Annotated in this window: 14 protein-coding genes; 7 read left to right on the forward strand and 7 right to left on the reverse strand. The window is 37.0% G+C overall.

Going from position 1 to position 17,205, the window contains the following annotated elements; translation table 11 throughout:
• The first annotated feature begins 76 nt into the window (after positions 1–76).
• From CLV96_RS04880 to CLV96_RS04900, 5 genes are read left to right on the forward strand one after another with little or no spacing between them, the layout of a single operon-like run.
• On the forward strand, positions 77–1,360 hold the full coding sequence (locus tag CLV96_RS04880) for an imelysin family protein (protein WP_243836407.1): 1,284 nt from the start codon (positions 77–79) through the stop codon (positions 1,358–1,360).
• Positions 1,361–1,376: 16 nt separating this feature from the next.
• Positions 1,377–2,903: a di-heme oxidoreductase family protein gene (locus CLV96_RS04885; protein ID WP_004788838.1), complete on the forward strand. Its 1,527-nt coding sequence runs from the start codon at positions 1,377–1,379 to the stop codon at positions 2,901–2,903.
• Positions 2,900–4,036 (forward strand): imelysin family protein, encoded by a 1,137-nt coding sequence (locus tag CLV96_RS04890; protein ID WP_004788766.1) that lies wholly within the window; start codon positions 2,900–2,902, stop codon positions 4,034–4,036. Before CLV96_RS04885 ends, CLV96_RS04890 begins: the two co-directional genes overlap by 4 nt.
• On the forward strand, positions 4,023–5,342 hold the full coding sequence (locus CLV96_RS04895; protein ID WP_004788680.1) for an HTTM domain-containing protein: 1,320 nt from the start codon (positions 4,023–4,025) through the stop codon (positions 5,340–5,342). Before CLV96_RS04890 ends, CLV96_RS04895 begins: the two co-directional genes overlap by 14 nt.
• Complete coding sequence (locus CLV96_RS04900) at positions 5,339–7,717, forward strand: TonB-dependent receptor family protein (RefSeq protein ID WP_004789256.1); 2,379 nt, start codon at positions 5,339–5,341, stop codon at positions 7,715–7,717. The genes CLV96_RS04895 and CLV96_RS04900 overlap by 4 nt, the downstream gene beginning before the upstream one ends.
• Here CLV96_RS04900 and CLV96_RS04905 read toward each other — a convergent pair.
• From CLV96_RS04905 to CLV96_RS04915, 3 genes are all read right to left on the reverse strand, one after another.
• Entirely contained in the window at positions 7,684–8,670 is a 987-nt protein-coding gene (locus CLV96_RS04905) for an LBF_1199 family protein (RefSeq protein WP_243836408.1), read from the reverse strand. The two genes, CLV96_RS04900 and CLV96_RS04905, sit on opposite strands and share 34 nt — an antisense overlap.
• Before the next feature lie 149 nt (positions 8,671–8,819).
• The gene (locus tag CLV96_RS04910; RefSeq protein ID WP_004788543.1) at positions 8,820–9,710 is read right to left on the reverse strand and encodes an LBF_1199 family protein; all 891 of its coding nucleotides are present in this window, start codon (positions 9,708–9,710) and stop codon (positions 8,820–8,822) included.
• A gap of 65 nt (positions 9,711–9,775) precedes the next feature.
• Positions 9,776–11,041: an NHL repeat-containing protein gene (locus CLV96_RS04915; RefSeq protein ID WP_166669659.1), complete on the reverse strand. Its 1,266-nt coding sequence runs from the start codon at positions 11,039–11,041 to the stop codon at positions 9,776–9,778.
• A gap of 224 nt (positions 11,042–11,265) precedes the next feature.
• Between CLV96_RS04915 and CLV96_RS04920 the strand changes: the two genes are divergently transcribed.
• Positions 11,266–12,039: a helix-turn-helix domain-containing protein gene (locus CLV96_RS04920; RefSeq protein WP_004788908.1), complete on the forward strand. Its 774-nt coding sequence runs from the start codon at positions 11,266–11,268 to the stop codon at positions 12,037–12,039.
• 85 nt (positions 12,040–12,124) lie between these two features.
• Complete coding sequence (locus CLV96_RS04925) at positions 12,125–12,433, forward strand: hypothetical protein (protein ID WP_004789045.1); 309 nt, start codon at positions 12,125–12,127, stop codon at positions 12,431–12,433.
• Positions 12,434–12,463: 30 nt separating this feature from the next.
• Here the strand turns inward: CLV96_RS04925 and CLV96_RS04930 are convergent, their stop codons facing one another.
• From CLV96_RS04930 to CLV96_RS04945, 4 genes are all read right to left on the reverse strand, one after another.
• On the reverse strand, positions 12,464–13,171 hold the full coding sequence (locus CLV96_RS04930; protein WP_004788563.1) for a LytR/AlgR family response regulator transcription factor: 708 nt from the start codon (positions 13,169–13,171) through the stop codon (positions 12,464–12,466).
• A 17-nt stretch (positions 13,172–13,188) separates the two neighbouring features.
• The gene (locus CLV96_RS04935) at positions 13,189–14,088 is read right to left on the reverse strand and encodes a hypothetical protein (RefSeq protein ID WP_004789004.1); all 900 of its coding nucleotides are present in this window, start codon (positions 14,086–14,088) and stop codon (positions 13,189–13,191) included.
• A 91-nt stretch (positions 14,089–14,179) separates the two neighbouring features.
• Positions 14,180–15,991, reverse strand: a complete 1,812-nt coding sequence (locus CLV96_RS04940; protein ID WP_040917594.1) for a 7TM diverse intracellular signaling domain-containing protein — start codon at positions 15,989–15,991, stop codon at positions 14,180–14,182.
• A gap of 125 nt (positions 15,992–16,116) precedes the next feature.
• A complete protein-coding gene (locus CLV96_RS04945) occupies positions 16,117–17,052 on the reverse strand; it encodes an MBL fold metallo-hydrolase (protein ID WP_004789015.1) in 936 nt (311 codons plus the stop codon).
• Positions 17,053–17,205 lie beyond the last annotated feature (153 nt).

A 17,205-nucleotide genomic window follows, 5' to 3' on the forward strand; every position in this document is an offset into this window, starting at 1 on the left:
GGGCTTTACGAACGTTGTTTAAATGACAATGAGAACTAATCTCATTCGCAAAGGAGATATACGCCCTATGACGTTGATGCGAAATCTATCATTCGTACTTTCACTTGGCCTTGTGCTAAATTATTGTACTCCTGAATCCGAAAACTCAGAAGCCGGGCTTCTGGCTGCCCTAGCTCTTGCGGGGAGTGCACCCAACCAATCGGCTTTTCTCGAAACCTATTCGCAAATTGCATTCCAAAACTATAGCGATGCATATACAGATGTAGTGGCCCTTAGGCAAAAAGTGGCAACTTTTACGGCAAAAGCGTCCCCTTCTCTTACGGAACTCAATGAAATCAAAACCTATTGGAGAAAGGCAAGAAGGAGTTACTTACAAACGGAGATCTTTCGTTTTAGCCAAGGACCAATCGATAACCCAGCTCTAACAGGTGGGGTGGAACTTGAGCCGTTGATGAATGCTTGGCCCCTGGATGAAGGTTATATTGATACAGTAATCCTAACAAATCCAATCACGAAACAAGGATTAATCGATGCAAATGAAGGAGATTGTTCTGGCGGAACTTGTCCTGATGGCGATACTGCAAAAAATATTTCAGTCGGTTGGCATGCCATTGAATATCTGCTATGGGGTGCTGATGCTGCAAATAACTTCACACCGGGTAATACCATCACACAAACCAACTTCACAACTGCCAATGGGGCAGGAAATGCCGCAGCAAAGCGATCCGCTTATCTTTTGTATGCCACAGAAATTCTGGAAGCACACCTCCTTCAGTTGAAAAATGCCTGGGACCCAAGTCTGTCGAATTCCTATGTAAACAAATTCAAATCGAGTCCAACATCCTTTGAAAATGTCTTACGTGGGATTGCAAAATTTGCTGGTGGGGAATGGGGAGGAGAAAGAATGACCGGAGTATTCGGTGGAGAACAAGAAGAAGAACACTCTTGTTTTTCCGATAACACAAAGGCAGACTTTTACTTCGATGCAAAAGGACTCGATAATCTTTTTAATGGTTCCTATTCGGGTTCACAAACAATCACAGGGTATGGACTAAAAAACCTACTTGGTAAAGAAACCAGTTACATTAACGAACGGATTGGTACTGCTGAACTATTTTGTTTGAATGAATTTACAGAAGATGTTTCCCTAAACCAAGCTTGTAATAGTTCCATCATTTCCAGTCGTTTTGATCGGATGATTGCTACAGTCAATGTACCTGGTTCTACAACAGAAAATGAGGACTACAACATCTTTCGATATCAAATCCAACCAGCAGTACAAGAAATCGCAAAAGCGATGCAAAGAGCTGCGGCAAGTTACGGAGTCTCCATTGGCGATGATGGATTAGTTCTCGAATAAACGAAAAAATATATAAATGAAATCAAAACACCTTATCCTACTGACAAGTATCATCCTGATTTTTTCTTGCAAAAAGAAACCGAACGACGACACTACCAATGCCCTTATCCTTGCCGCCATTATATCCTCTCCCCAATGTTCTTCGGGAGATTTTTTAAACGATCCTTGCGAACAATTCAGTGGTGGAGACACCACAACATTTGATTCTACTGAGTCTGCTTTTGATTTAGAAGCAGCCAATGTTTTGGATTCCAAAAGATCCATCGACTTCCAAGATGGAAATGCTAACTTCAATCGAACTTGGCTTCCTTCTGGAAACTCTTCTGTTGCAGGACTTGGTCCAGTGTTTAACAACCGTTCGTGTCAAGGTTGCCACGTAAAAGATGGTCGCGGTAGACCTCCGGCGGATGGAACTAGTTTGTCATCGATGCTCATTCGATTGAGTATTGCTGGAACTAGTCCAACCACTGGTGGTCCAGTCGCCATGACCAATTTCGGGACCCAATTGAATACAGAAGGTATTTTGGAGTTTGGAACAGGAACACAGATTCCCAAAGAAGGGACTGTCACCATTACTTATACGGAAGAACCGGGTAGTTTTCCCGATGGGGAGACTTATTCACTGCGTAAGCCAAGTTATACGATCACTTGGAACGTGGGCGGTGGGGCAACACAAATCAATGTTGCAAATCCTGGCCAACCATACCATCCAACTAGTAACCCATCAGGTTCTTATTTTATATCGCCAAGGACTGCTCCCATGGTCCCAGGACTTGGACTTCTGGAAGCAATTCCGGAAGCCACCATACGTTCGTTTGCTGATATTTCAGATTCCAATGGAGATGGAATCTCTGGAAAACCCAATCTTGTTTGGGACACCACCCAAGCAAAGTCATTCCTAGGAAGGTTTGGATGGAAAGCAAACCAACCCAATTTAACCCACCAAAATGCCAGTGCTTTCCTCGGTGATATTGGACTTACCACTCCCGTATTTCCTTCTGAAAATTGTGCCACAGGCCAAACTCTTTGTTCCGCAAGTCCCACAGGGAATGGAACTAGTCCAGAAATTTCTAGTGATCGTTTGGCTCGCGTGACTTTCTATACTAGTTTAGTAAGTGTTCCTGGACGTAGAGGTTGGAAAACAGAAGATGTCAGAAAAGGAAAAGAGTTATTTATACAAATTGGATGTTCCTCTTGTCATATTCCAAGAATCAAAACAGGCGACCATTCGATTCCGGAAGTAGCAAATCAAGAGATACGACCCTATACAGATTTACTTTTACATGATATGGGAGACGGCCTAAGCGATTCTCGTCCTGACTTTTTAGCTACAGGAAACGAATGGAGAACCACTCCTCTTTGGGGACTTGGTCTCATCGAAAGAGTCAATGGCCACGAACTTTTGTTACATGACGGAAGAGCAAGAGGAATCCAAGAGGCAATCCTTTGGCATGGCGGTGAAGCAGAACAAAGTAAAAATAATTACAAAGTTTTACCCAAAGAATCTAGAACCAAAATCATTAGTTTTCTTAAATCATTATGAAACGAATCAAAAATTTTCCAAAGTTTTTTATCTATGGGTTCTACATATTCTTATTTAATTGTGGAATCCAATCAGATGGTGCCTCCGAAAAAGCACAAATTTTAGGTTTAGTTGACAGTTATTTAAGAACCTATACAACATCAAGTTTACTTCTGGATATTTCTAATAATCTGATTATCCCTAAGTATACAAACTTAGATAACAAAGTATCAGCCTTACAAACTGCTGCGACCACATATGTAGCCACACCGGACGCCACAAATCTAAACCTTGTTAAAAATGCATGGATCGATGCAGATTTAGCGTATAGACAAATTGAATGGGCTTATTTTGGCCCGGCATACATTCCCTATAATGTGTATCTGTATTTGGATAGTTTTTCAAAATCTTTCCCGATCGATCCAACGTCCATTGAATCAAAAATTACATCCAACTTAGCACCGAATGGCCTTCGCGTGGATGGCTTGGATGCAGTGGAGTATCTTCTTTTTAAAGACAATGTTACAACCACCAATGCTGCTTTTGCGGATGCTAATAGAAAAACCTACCTAACCAAACTGATCCAAGACATCAAAACACAAACAGGGTTACTCATTTTCCATTGGGACAAATCAAGAAGTTCATCTTTTTATTATACATTTACCAATGCAGGAAAAGGAAGCAGGGAGTATCCAAATACAAAAGATGGACTTACCGAACTTACAAACCAAATGGTGTTTTTTTGCAATACCATAGTTGATATCAAAATAGCAGAACCATCGGGCCTAAGAGCCACCAATTTAGGAGTCAAAGACATTACGAAAGTTGAAACACCGTATGCAAATTTATCTTTAGATTCTTTATTGCAAAACCTCCAAGGTTTTTCTGATATTGGGGATGCGGGTTTATATAAATTTTTAGCTCTACGAAGTGAGACAGTCGTCCCGAGATTACAAGAACAAATCAAAACTACAACTTCTTCTGTAAACTCTGTAAAAACAAAATACGGAACCTTACAAAATGCAATTACTACAGGGAACCAAGACGTTGAACTAATGCTAAGTGAATTTAAAAAACTTAGAGTGCTGATTAGCACTGAGCTCATCAGTGCACTTGGCGGAACCATTGGAGCTAGCTCAAATGACGGCGACTAATTTTTTTTCCAAATCTGTCCCTTCTCTCTCTCTCCATTTTTTTCGCATTGGTTATGGATTTGCAACGACCATCTTAATCATTCGGTATTTTTATTTTGGATGGATCCATTCTTATTTTATCAAACCAACGTTTTTCTTTAAACACTTTGGTTGGGAATGGATTCACCCACTGCCTCCCGTGTTTACCTATCTTTTGTTTGTAATTTTACTTGTTTCTGCCATCGGGATTTTCCTGGGATATTTTTTAAGATTCAGTCTATTCATTTTTACGATTGGTTTCACTTGGTTTCATTTTTCTGATGCAACAATCTATTTAAATCATTATTATCTAATATCCTTACTTGGCTTTTTACTTTGGTTATCTCCTGTAACCAAATCTAATTTGCCTATATTTCAATGGAAACAATGGATACAAAAGGTAGATCCTATTCCTAAATTATGGTTATATGCTTTCCGAATTCAGATAGGGCTTATTTATTTTTTTGGAGGCGTTGCCAAACTCCAACCAGATTGGTTATTTGAAGCTCTACCTTTAAAGTTATGGTTATACCAATCCGAAGGAAAATTACCAATTTTAGATCCCATCCTTGGACTACCGATCACTGCTTTTGTTTTTTCTTGGATTGGAGTTATTTTTGATTTATCTATCCCCTTTCTATTGTGCACAAAACGATTTCGATTTTTTGCATGGTTGGTTGTTTTATTTTTCCACTCCTTCACATCTTTTCTTTTCCCCATTGGGATCTTTCCGATTGTGATGAGTCTTTCTTCTCTGATATTTTTTGAACCAGATTGGCCTAAAACAATTCTTATAAAAACCCTAAAACTAAAAATAGGAACCGATGTTTCAAAAACCTCTTTAACACCAAAAGAAATTAAAATTGGTTTCAAAGAATATATGTTAATGGCTTATCTAACTTTGCAGATTATAATTCCTCTCAGACATATATTGTATCCTGGACAAGTAATTTGGACGGAGGAAGCAATCAAATTTTCGTGGCAAGTGATGGTAGCAGACAAAGTTGGCCGTGCTGTCTTTTTTGTTCAAAACAAAGCAGTTTATCCCCAAGAAGAACTAACAGAATACCAATACAGAATGATGACCATACAACCAGAACATATCCTGCAGTATGCTAAACATTTACAAAAAAAAGAGATGGAACTAACAGGTGTCAAAGATCTGCCGGTTTATGTTCAATCAGATGTATCAATCAACGGAAAACCGGCAAGGCCACTATTTCCACCTAATGAAGATTTAACGCAAATCAATGTAAATTTACTCCCTTTAAAAGGACTCCTTCGATGAATCTCTTTCACTTACGCTCAAGTTTTCTTTTTCTGATTTTAACTTGGAACTTTGCAATTTTTTCGCAAAACAATACGGAAGAACAAGAAACCAAACCTCAAAAAAATGAAGGAATCCATGTCATTGGTAATAAAAAGGAAGACTTAAAAAAAATCCCAGGTTCCGCCTACATCATTGATAAAAAATATTTAGAAGAAGCCTCACCTACTGATCCAATGGAGGCTCTACGAAGATCCCCAGGTGCCAGTGTTCGTTTTCAGGATGCAGCAGGACTCACACCAAACATTGGTTTTAGGGGTGTGAGCAATGAAGAATCCAGAAAAACTTTAATTTTAGAAGATGGAATCCTCACCTCACTCTCACCCTACGGGCAACCAGAAAGTTACTATGCACCCTCCATCGAAAGGATGGAACGAATTGAAATTGTAAAAGGTTCTGGTTCTATTTTATTCGGACCAAATACAATCGGCGGAATCGTTAACTTTGTCACCAAACGTCCACCTATCGAATCTACTTTTTTTACAAAAAATGTGGGTGGAGAAAACGGATATCTGTCCACTTACAATTCTTACGGAAAAAGTTTTGGTTCCAGTGCTTTCGAAGTATCTTTACTCAGAAAACAAGGAAATGGATTTCGTAATTATCAAAATTTCGATGTTACAGAAGGTAACGTAAAATGGATTCAAGATTGGAACGAAAATCATAGTACAACGATTAAGTTAGGGTATCATGTTCAAAATGCACAATCCACTTACCTAGGCCTGTCACAAGGCCTCTTCCGGATGGACCCTAAAATCAATCCAGCCGAGTATGATGAAAAACAATTAAACCGAAGCCAATCCATCATTTCTCACAATTGGAAATTATCCGATGACCATACACTCATTATTCGAGGATACTTTTCTCAGGCAGAACGAAACTGGGCTAGGCAAGATTTTTTATCTGGGAAATCAGCAACAGGTGGTTACCTAAATGCTCCATTAGATACACTTCGTACTTACTCTCCTTGGATCATTGGAAACCGACCTGGTGATACAATTTATATGCGTGAGTCATATATTAGTCGCGACCAATCTTTTATGGTTGGAGGGGTGGAAACAAAACTAGAATCTAAATTTTCTACCTTCGGACTCAAACACGAAACAGACCTTGGTGTCAGATTACACGGCGAAAATAATTTAACACAAACCAATGTAAAGAAGACCGACGATCCTTTAAGTTATCTTTCTAAGGCAATTATTCAGGAAGAATCTCTCATTACAAATTTGGCACAACCTTCTTTACCGAACTTCAACCTCAATAGACAGGAACGAAAGATAGAAGCTTTTTCAACTTACTTTCAAGACAGAATTCAGATCTCAGAAAACTGGAAACTCATTCCAGGTGTACGTTATGAAGAAGTGAGACAAAAAGCCATTACCACAAGAAGGCAAGCAACTCAAGAGGATTATCGGCTTGGGGCCGTTTTACCAAATGATGTTTCCGTTAATCGCAGAAGCTCCAGTGAATCCAGAACTCATATCATCCTACCCGGACTTGGGATTACCTATGATATAACAAAAAAGTTTATTTGGTTTTCAGGTGCTCACAAGGGATTTTCGCCTCCTACGTTTGGAACCTCCTTTAGTCCCCAAGGAAACGATTATCGCTTAAAACCTGAATCATCTACAAATTATGAAACAGGGATCAGAGGAGATATTACTTCCTATCTATATACAGAACTCGTTGGTTATAAAATGTATTTTCGTGACCAAATTATTAACGTAAATGAAGTTGGTGGTGAGAACGGAATAAGACCAGCAAATACTGGTTACTCGACACATACTGGAGGGGAATCCGTCATAGTCTGGGATCCGGCTAAAATGCAAAAGTCGGAATGGAGAGTTCCCATCGAACTAATTTATTCTCGCATTGAAGCAAAGTCGAGAAGTTTCAATCCATTTCCAGTTTCCCAAACAAGCGATGGAAAAGAGACAATTGAAATTTTACCGGCATATACAACAAACAACTACCAATACATTCCAACAGACACAACTGGCAATTATTTGCCCTATGTACCAAAAGAAACAATCACAACTGCCATTAGTGTATCTTCCCCCCAAGGATATTATGGTAGATTGGAATACCAATACATTGGAAAACAATACTCCGATTTACTCAACACGAAGGATGAATCGGAAGATGGAAACAAAGGAATCATACCTAAAGTGGAATTATGGAATACTAGTTTAGGGTATCGATCCCCAGATAAATGGTCGGTGTTTATCAACGCAAAAAATATTCAGGACAAACAATATGTATCAGGTCGTTTGCCTACGGGAATTCAACCAGGACCCTTTCGTCAGATCAATGTTGGATTTACTTTAGAGTTATGAACTTCCGCAAAGTCCATTACATTTGCTTGCGGATAATTGACAGGACAAGAAAGAATTGAGGAAAATTTAGATTCCTGTTTTCCATTTGAATCAGACAATCCAACAAATTGACAGATAATATCCATTTCTTGTTCATCAACGATCACTTCTCGAATCATCAAATATTCAATAAAATCGAGTCGATCAGAAACATCTGCGATAAATAGCCCATCTCTAAGTATGTCCGTCAATCGATTGACATTTCTTCGACTTGGAGTTTTTTCTCTTTCTACTTTTGGAGAAAACTCTCGTAACTTCGCATTTGCATACTCTTCCCATCTATGGATTGTTTTTAGATTATTTTCTAATTGAAATAAAAAACCAGGAACTGATTCCTTTTTATCAAAAACCACTAACATTCGCAAGTATTGGTATAAATTTGGATTACGATACAACAGACGTTTGCAATGAATGGAGTCAATTTTTTCGAAGATACGAAGAAAAGAATCTGTATTTTGGTCTCCAGACTCTGCAATCGACGATTCAAAATACTCTTCCCATTGTTTAGCATTCAAATTACTGAGTAAGTTCAACTGAAACGTTACGTCCTTTTCAACCATAGGTTCATTCAGTAACAATTCCAAACTTTTCTCTGAACTAATAATCTTTGCCCAAATTGAAAAATAATAATCGGGAGTGATATTTCCAGTTTTAATGTATTTTCCAAAACCATAATACACGGCCTTACATATCAAGTTGACCGGCATAGCAGTGTGGTTGATTAATTCTTTTAAAACATCTTCCTCACGCAGAATCCAACAATAACTACAAAAATACTCAACTAGTTCATCTACTTCAAAAAGGATTTCTAAATATTCATGAAGATTGGGTTTCGTTAATAAATAGTCAAACGACTCCTTTGCATGTTGGGGTGAGCTTTTTTTCCAAAAATCGTAAACCAAAACTTCCATCATATCACCCCTAAACCCTCACATACCAGGTGACGAAAGAAAAGAAGACTTTTTAAAAAGAAAGTTCGAAATAGAAGAAAAAAAGGAAATTTTCTAAAAAACAGAAAATCCAATTAAAATGCCATTCACAAGAGTGATTTTAAATTTTACGGTTAAAAATATTTCCCCACCCGATCATAGTTTGCAAGGGCAGAAAGAATAGTTGTTTCTTCCCAAACATCAAGAACAGCCCCATTCCCACTCAAATAGGCCAAAACATCTGCACGATCAGGAGAGGGAAGTTTTTTTAATTCTCGTAATACAAGGGACAAACGATCCGGATTTCTTTTGTTAGGTGCAAGTTTTGCTTCTGATTGAAAATCAAACCGTTCACTCAATTGTTGGCAAAATGTTTCCCACACATGAATGGAATCTAAAATCGACTCCAATCGAATTCGATTTTCTTTTTCTTTAGGTGACTGTTCAGCTAATTTTTTTTTACCAGAAACCATCATCATTCTTAGGTAATAATACAGTGTATGGCTATTCAAAAGTATTTTTCGAATTTCATTTTCCCTTAGATTGGAAAAAATACCAAGCAAAGCTTGCATTGTCATATTATTCTGTTCTAATATATCAAAATAAGCTTCCCAAGTTTGTGGATCTAAATTAGACAATAGATGAATTTTTAAAGTAGGATCTCGGTCCATTTCCTCTGCCAGAGATAAAATTCGCAAACTCTGTGCAGAATCAAACAAAGATCTAATTTGTAAAAAATAAGCATTGGAATCAAAATTTCCGGTTAGGAATTGTTTTCCATAACCAAAATATATAAACTTCATCAGAAGTTCTGGCGTTAGGTTATCGTCATTTAAAAATCGCCGGGAACCTTCTTCTGAACGAAGAAGCCAAAGGTATTCGAAAACTAAATCGCAAAACTCTTCTTCTGCCATCATATGGTCAGCCAAAGATTTTAAGTCAGTTCCTTGTTCTACCGATTGGAAGAAATCTAACAATTCATTTGGAGATGCATTTTTCCAAAATTCAGATGCCTTCCATCGCATACCAATTTATAAATGTTAAAAATAAAGTGTCAATTGAAATTTAATAAGATTCAAGTTTCATCATATTAATACACATTCCAGTAACTACTTCGTAACAAATTGCCACAGATCTTTCCATTAGTGCCCGGATCAATGACGAATACCTGATTATCTGTATGTGGAATTGTATATATTTTTCCGTTAGGTGATAGAACCGCATCTCCCCATTTGTTTCCACCGGCAATGCCAGAATTATACGTTGTGGATACAAATGTATCAGGATCAAAAATAATGAGATCGGTGATATCTGCCGGTATTGTGTAGATCCTTCCATCAGCGGCCAAAACGCCACCTCTCCATTTAGCAGAAGCAACTACAGGGGATACCCACAAATTCAATGCATCAGAATTTGGGTCTATGATCAAAAATTCCGTATCGTTTGAAGGAATACCGAATATCTTGCCGTTAGGTACAAGGACTCCATGTCGCCACTTTCCAAGACCAGTTTTTGGACTTGGAATCACATAACTTTTTTCAGAAAAAGGATCCAATACGAATATATAATCGATATCAACCGGAAACGCATATATTTTACCATTCGGAGCAAGGACACCGCCTTCCCACATATTTGTAAGAGAAAGAGGTGATGGAATTGTTCGCATAGCATCCGTTTTTGGATTAATCACAAGTATTTTATTAGAACTCATTGGAATTCCATAAATCAAACCATTGGGTGCAAGCACGCCCCCTCTCCATTTCCCAAGTCCCAACTCGGGGGAAGGTAAAAAATAAGTTCTGTTGGATAAGGGTTCAACTACAAGAATGTTATCAGCATCCCTCGGTATAAAATAAATTTTACCATTCGGAGCATAGACTCCTCCTTCCCATTGAGCAGTTCCACTTGCTCCCGTCACCAAAGTAGTTGTATCATTAGTCAAAGGATTGATCACGAGAACATCAGATTGATTGTATGGCGCAGAATAAATTTTTTGGTTATCGCTAAGAACTCCACCTAACCACTTCGCTGTGCCAGCAATAGGAGGAGTGAAACTACTAAAAGTGACTCCAGTTGACCCCAGAGAAATTTGTTTTCTAATTTCATCTGAAACATACTTCCATCGCCTAGGTTGAATGATTGCCAAGGGATCCATTTCACAAATGGATCGATTCGGTGCACGGGAACCACAAAACTCACGATCATCGTCCACAAGAATTCTAGCTAAGTAAAAATCGCGAAAGGATTCCGATTTAGGATCACAACCATTCTCTAAATTTGGAAATTTGCAGGAAAAAAATAACGAACTAACGAAACTTCCAAAGAAAAATAAAACTATTGTTAGATATGGTTTCAAATTGATTGGACTCTTTTGGAGATAAAAATAGAGAAACACAGATAAATTGTCAAACGAAAGAAATTTCCAAGGGTTCAAACTAAATCATTGGGCCACTGATTTTGGTTATAAAATATATTTGCAACGATTCTGGATTCTTTGCGTAGTACCACCTAAAATCTGATTGTCATCATTGGGAAAAGAGTCCACAATAGGAAAAGATTGGTCCAATCCTGTTGCCAAAAATGAAGATTTTTAGCTATCCTCCAACTTTAGAATTACTTCCCTTTGTGCAAAAATATCTCATCATCGAATCAAAAGAAGGGATAGAAAATTGCGTGTTGCCAAACCCGAACTTAGTTTTATCCTTTCAGTTGCGTGGAAAACTTCGTTCATTCGAATCAAATACAATCTATGATTTACCACGTGCAGGCATAGCAGGCCTAAGAAAAACGGCAAGAAAGATCATCTATCCGGAAAACTCTTCTGCCTTACTCGTCATACTCACGGAAATCGGTGCAGCAGGTTTTTTCGGAGATCCCATTTCTGATTTTTATGAAAAAACAATAAGTTTAGAAAATCTCATTCCAAATCATTTGTTAAAAATTTTGGAAGAACAGTTATTTTTTGCAAAATCGAATGAAGAGCGTATTCTGTTAGTTGAAAAGTTTTTAATTCAAAACAAAAAGAACAGAACCATTGATCCTAGGATTCATACGACTCTTCAGAAAATTAATTTGTCAAAAGGACAAATTAGAATGAACGATATCAAACAAGGATTACCAATTAGTCTAGACTCACTCGAAAAAAAATTCAAAGAAACCATTGGGATCACTCCTAAACAATATGCAAACCTTGTTCGAATTCACACACTGATTCAATCATATTCCAAACAGACTAATTTAACGAATCTTGCTGTGGAAGCTGGTTATTTTGACCAATCACATTTCAATAGGGAGTTCAAACTTTTCACTGGAGAATCGCCAAAACTTTTTTTCAAAAAACCGCAAATTTGGTAACCCAATCTATTTTCTGATTTTTTACAAGTTTAAAAATCCAATTCCCTGTATGATTTAAAAAATACAGTTCAATTCAGGGGATATCATGAACCAAATTCTAATTGATCGATTTCAATTGCCTATCGAATCCAAAGAAACATTTTTAGAAAGAGTTAAAATCAATCGTGATTTTATCAAAACACTAGAAGGATTTTGTGAAGACCATGCGTTCATCCGAGAGGAAAACGGAAAAATCCAATTTGTGACCATTGCCATTTGGAAAGACAAACACAGTTTAGAGAAAGCAAAGGAAATGGTATTTTTAGAATACAAAAAACAAGGATTTATAATGCCTGATTTTTTAAAAGCGAATTTGATCCAAATTGAACGTGATATTTACGAGAGGTTGCCTTAGTCATCACCTAACGCATTTATACACGACTCCTTAATGTGACAAATCAAATGATAACTTTGATTTTAATTCTTTATAAAAGTCTCTTCCCATTTTAAGTTTGATCCCGGTTTTTAATTCTACTTGGTAAGAACCGCCAGCGGAAACAATAATGGTTTTGATCTGTTTTTCATTTACAATGAAAGATCTGTGAATTCTAGAAAAATGTGAAGGCAGAACTTTTAATAGAGAATCAAGACTTTTGTTATGTACGATCATCTCTCCATTTTTTTGATAAACTTTAACTCGTTTATCAAAGGATTGTACATAAAGAATGTCCTTTATTGGAACTAACGACAAACTGTGATCTTGTTTTACGCCGAGATACTTGGTTTTTGTTTGCCTATTGTTTGTTTGGAACTTCTGAAGCGCTTTCCTAATTCTTTCTTTATGAATTGGTTTAGGCACAAAGTCGAGAACTCCGTATTCAAAAGCTTGGATTGCTTCTGCTGTATTTCCCGATGTGATGATGGTCAAAAAAGAAGCTGCAGAAGTTTCTTTAAGCAAATCAAAACCAATGTCACCATCTAAATTTAAATCCAAAAACAAAAGATCAATTTCATTTTCCTGTATGAAACATTGTGAACCAATGAGAGTTTTTTCAATTCGTAGGGACGAAATCTTTGTTCCAAGAACTTCACGCAAAATACGTTCCAATCCTCTTGCGGCAACTATTTCGTCCTCTACGATTAAAATTCGCAAAACTTTAATTCCTGTTCCTAATACTGTTCCAATCGATATTGGACATTTGATAAATTGACAAATACTCCTACCATGGCTTGGTAAGAATTTAATGTTCGCATTGAAAACTGGTCAGCTTTTAAAAACTCTCTGTAATAATCAACTTCCGCCTTAATTCCAAAATAGCGCCCCAAATAAATATTAAGACCAGCACCCAATCCCACGATACTCCCAATTCCACTTGTAATTTGGTTGCTATAAACAAATCGATCATGAGAGTTCCCTGAATGTGCTTCACCTGTAAAAGACACAACACCGGCCCTTGCCGCAAGATAAGGATCAAAAAAGTTTTTCGGAATGGGGTGGTAAGTAGCAAGGAAACTCATCGAATTTCCTCGATATATCGTTCGTTCTCTCGGAAACGGATCCACATATTCTTTGTAATATGATAAACCAGGGATGACATCTTGTCGTTTTGCTTTCATAGAATTTTGCATGACGGTAAACCCAAGGCCAATTTTTTCCTTCCATCCGTATTCAAAATCGAACTGAGAGGAAACGCCCGGCGTGTATGTTGGTTTAAAATACAATCCCGGCTGGTCATTTCGAATCAATCCTTGAGGATAATAATCTTGGCTTACTTCTTTTGTTACAATCTTATATTGTAATGTGCTATCATAGTTTTTTTCATGGCTGATAAAAGATCCACTAGGTGCAAGTGTCCCTCCTCCCATAAAACTAATCAAAAAAGCCCCTTCATAAAAACCAGGTGGGTATTTTAATTTTGCATAATATTTTTCCAACTCAGAATTATCCTTTGTCGTCTCCTCTGGGACTTGGGTGACAAGAGGTTTATCGTCTTTTTTATTTATAGGATCTGCAAAACTAATATTCGCAGCAAATAGAAGAGAGGTGATTGTTAGTATTTTTGTATTCATCTTTTTTATCCTTTTGGGTAGGATAATGAAGATAGAAAAAATTGCAAAGAAACAGGTGCGAAACGCACTCTACTTGTGCCAATGGCACGGTTTATTCCATTAAGGTGATTGTATTTTCCCAACCTCCCATTACGACCTTTGAATTAAAATCCCACTTATTGGGAAAGGCTTCTTGAAGTCTGGACTTTATGTATTTGATCCCTGTTCCCAATGAATCCGATTTTGTTGTTGGTAAACCATCATTAAATAAAATGTATTTGGTTTTGTTTTTATCTTTCTTTTTCTTCAAAGTAAAGGTACCAGAATTTTTTCCCTGGTAACCATGGGTCACTCCATTTTCGACCAATGTCAATAAAACAATGGGTGGAATGATATCTTTGGAACTCACACCTTCTGTTTTGAATTCAAACTTCGATTCTTTGCGTAAACTCATGATTTCCAAGTATCGTTTGCATATTCCAACTTCTTCGTTTACAGAAATAGTTTTCCTATTTGTTAATTTTAAAATGGCTCTCAACTCATCAGATAAAGCCGTTAACAATTGTTTTGCCGTTTCTGGATCTTCATCCAACCAGATGATAGTAGCATTGATTGAATTCAGTAAAAAGTGGGGATGAATGTTGTTTTTTAATAATTCTACTTCCAACCTAGAAGAAACTAGTTTTGCATCCTGCAATTTGGCCTTGTAGGTGACCATCCGTCTTTCAGCTTTGTTTTTTTCGGAATTAGCAAGTTTAATTTTATAAGCAAGTCCCAAGGATAACAAACACATCTCGATCGCAGAACCTGCTTGTAATCCATATTCTGTAAAAGTGTTTGCAGGCAATATTCCAAATCCTTTGAGAGAATATATTCCTACACCAAATAAAAGTGCCACCCAAGCGATTAAAAAATACCTCGCCGGTTTATACCCTTTATCCCAGCAAACAACAGCTACAAGAAAAACCGATACTGCAAAGGACATAACCAAGGATGCTAATAAATAAATATTCGCATAATAAGAAAAAACAAAAGAGGATAACATTAAAAATAACATCATACCCATTAAGATAAAAATAATTTTATCCCATGTCGGAGTATTTTTTTTGGTATTTAAAAAACTCCTTGTAAATTGAAGACCCCAAAATAAAGAAAAACCGCCAACAAAAGGCAAACTTATGTTTGCCCAATAAGGGAAGTTTGGCCAAAAAATCTGAAACGCCAAACCATTTAATACTGATTGCGACAATCCATACAAACTGATATACAGAAGGTAATACAAATACCCCAAGTCTCTCAACATAAACAAAAGAATTAAATTATAAATTACTAGAACGAATAAAATTCCATAATAAATTCCAAGAGATAAATTTTCTTTCTCTTTGAGTTTTAAAAAGCGTTCATGGGAATATACTGTGATGGGGAATTGTACCGTCCCTTCACTTTCAAATCGAAAATAATATGTATTATTTTTTTTATTCAAAAGTTTGATCGGGAAAATGAAACTTTTTTCTTCCAAAGGCCTTTGAGAAAATACATAAGAATCTCCTGTTATTGTTTGTTTCCAAGTTTTATCTTTTAGTTCATAAAAATCAATTTTGTCCAACAATGGATAAGAAACATGAATGTACCAATCGCGTTCATTTGCCTCATTTTGTAGTTCGAACCGAACCCAATAGATATTTTTTGTAAAACCAAAATTGGGAGAAAGAGACTTACTCTCATAAAAAAGATTTGATTTTCGCACCTCTTCAAAAGTTAAATTTTCATTCGGTGGGAGTGTCAGAATTTCCATATGAAAACCTAACGGATACTCACCGATCCCGCCTTTCAAAATAGTTGTGTATCGTGACTGCGAAGGAGTTGCCCAAAGAGCGCTAGTACCAATAAAAATAAAAGTCAATCTTGCCCAAAGTCGAAACATTGCTGACAAAGTTTGATTTTATTGATATTTAATGTAAAGTAAAAGTTTAATATTATTTATTTTCTATATACAATTCATAGTATAATTTCCATTAGTGGAGCAAACTTTCACAAAGAGACAAATTCTTATTTTTGGTTCAGGATTCTTTCCTGATGGCCAGGATACACAAACTTGGGTTTGTTTGTTTCAGCAACTTTTTTGAGAAAATCCAAACTTTTGCGATTGAGTTTTGCATCAGTGGTAAACGCACCTGGGACAACAGATTCTTTCCAACCCCATTCTGTATGACAAGAATCACCCAGAATCAAATGGGATCCATCTTTAGTCGGTATAAAAAAAGCCAAACTACCTGGTGTATGACCAGGAACTGCGATCACAAAAAAACTTTGGTCTCCAAAAAAATCCAAAACTCTAATTTGATTTTTCTCTAAATCAAGTTGGATCAGGTTTGGATTTTCCCCTAATAGACGATTCGTGGATCCTTGTACAAACAAATTAATCAATTGGCGAGTTGTTACTTCTCCAGGTCCAACATAGAATGGTACCGATCGATCCAATTCATAGGCACCAAGCACATGATCCAAATGTAAATGAGTGTAAAAAACCCCCTTCAGGTCGATTTTGTTTTTGGAAAGATAAGCATTTGTTGTTTCATAAATTTTTAATCGGTTTAAATGCATCTGAGATTCAACGATCGAACTCACGTAAGCCCCTGCCTCTCCCTTAGAGAACCTTTCCCCTATCCCTGAATCAATCAGATACGTTCCGTATATAGGATGTTTAACGACATAGAAGTATATGGAAATAGGTTCTAAGCGATCCTTTAAACCAACCATCTTAGCCTTTGGATCATCCAGGTCCAAAAGTCCAGCAAGAGAGGCTTCCCAATCAGCCACCTTGACAACTTTCAATTCTACCCAATGTTTCGGTTGTGGGGAAAGAGGGAGTGTTTCAGAGATTTTATCCGAATTGAAGGGTTTTACTTTATGCGAAGTTACCTGACAAAATAAATTTAAAATACAAACACCTACAGAAACGAATTGAATCAAAAATCGAAACATAAACCCTCCAAACGATAAGATACCCAAAGTAAACCATTCTAGATTTTAAGTCACTCGAATTATCATTCCAGATTCAACTGAGTATTGAGTAAAAAAATGTAAAGCAAAGCTTTTCTTGACTTTTCTTCTCACACCAGGTTTATTTGGCAACGA

This window comes from Leptospira meyeri (genome assembly GCF_004368965.1).
GTDB lineage: Bacteria > Spirochaetota > Leptospiria > Leptospirales > Leptospiraceae > Leptospira_A > Leptospira_A meyeri.

What these genes read in the sequence shown, in the direction of transcription:
- CLV96_RS04880 (WP_243836407.1), top strand. Translation starts at nt 77, where the DNA reads ATGCGAAATCTATCATTCGTACTTTCACTTGGCCTTGTGCTAAATTAT.
- CLV96_RS04885 (WP_004788838.1), top strand. Translation starts at nt 1,377, where the DNA reads ATGAAATCAAAACACCTTATCCTACTGACAAGTATCATCCTGATTTTT.
- CLV96_RS04890 (WP_004788766.1), top strand. Translation starts at nt 2,900, where the DNA reads ATGAAACGAATCAAAAATTTTCCAAAGTTTTTTATCTATGGGTTCTAC.
- CLV96_RS04895 (WP_004788680.1), top strand. Translation starts at nt 4,023, where the DNA reads ATGACGGCGACTAATTTTTTTTCCAAATCTGTCCCTTCTCTCTCTCTC.
- CLV96_RS04900 (WP_004789256.1), top strand. Translation starts at nt 5,339, where the DNA reads ATGAATCTCTTTCACTTACGCTCAAGTTTTCTTTTTCTGATTTTAACT.
- CLV96_RS04905 (WP_243836408.1), bottom strand. Translation starts at nt 8,670, where the DNA reads ATGATGGAAGTTTTGGTTTACGATTTTTGGAAAAAAAGCTCACCCCAA.
- CLV96_RS04910 (WP_004788543.1), bottom strand. Translation starts at nt 9,710, where the DNA reads ATGCGATGGAAGGCATCTGAATTTTGGAAAAATGCATCTCCAAATGAA.
- CLV96_RS04920 (WP_004788908.1), top strand. Translation starts at nt 11,266, where the DNA reads ATGAAGATTTTTAGCTATCCTCCAACTTTAGAATTACTTCCCTTTGTG.
- CLV96_RS04925 (WP_004789045.1), top strand. Translation starts at nt 12,125, where the DNA reads ATGAACCAAATTCTAATTGATCGATTTCAATTGCCTATCGAATCCAAA.
- CLV96_RS04935 (WP_004789004.1), bottom strand. Translation starts at nt 14,088, where the DNA reads ATGAATACAAAAATACTAACAATCACCTCTCTTCTATTTGCTGCGAAT.
- CLV96_RS04940 (WP_040917594.1), bottom strand. Translation starts at nt 15,991, where the DNA reads ATGTTTCGACTTTGGGCAAGATTGACTTTTATTTTTATTGGTACTAGC.
- CLV96_RS04945 (WP_004789015.1), bottom strand. Translation starts at nt 17,052, where the DNA reads ATGTTTCGATTTTTGATTCAATTCGTTTCTGTAGGTGTTTGTATTTTA.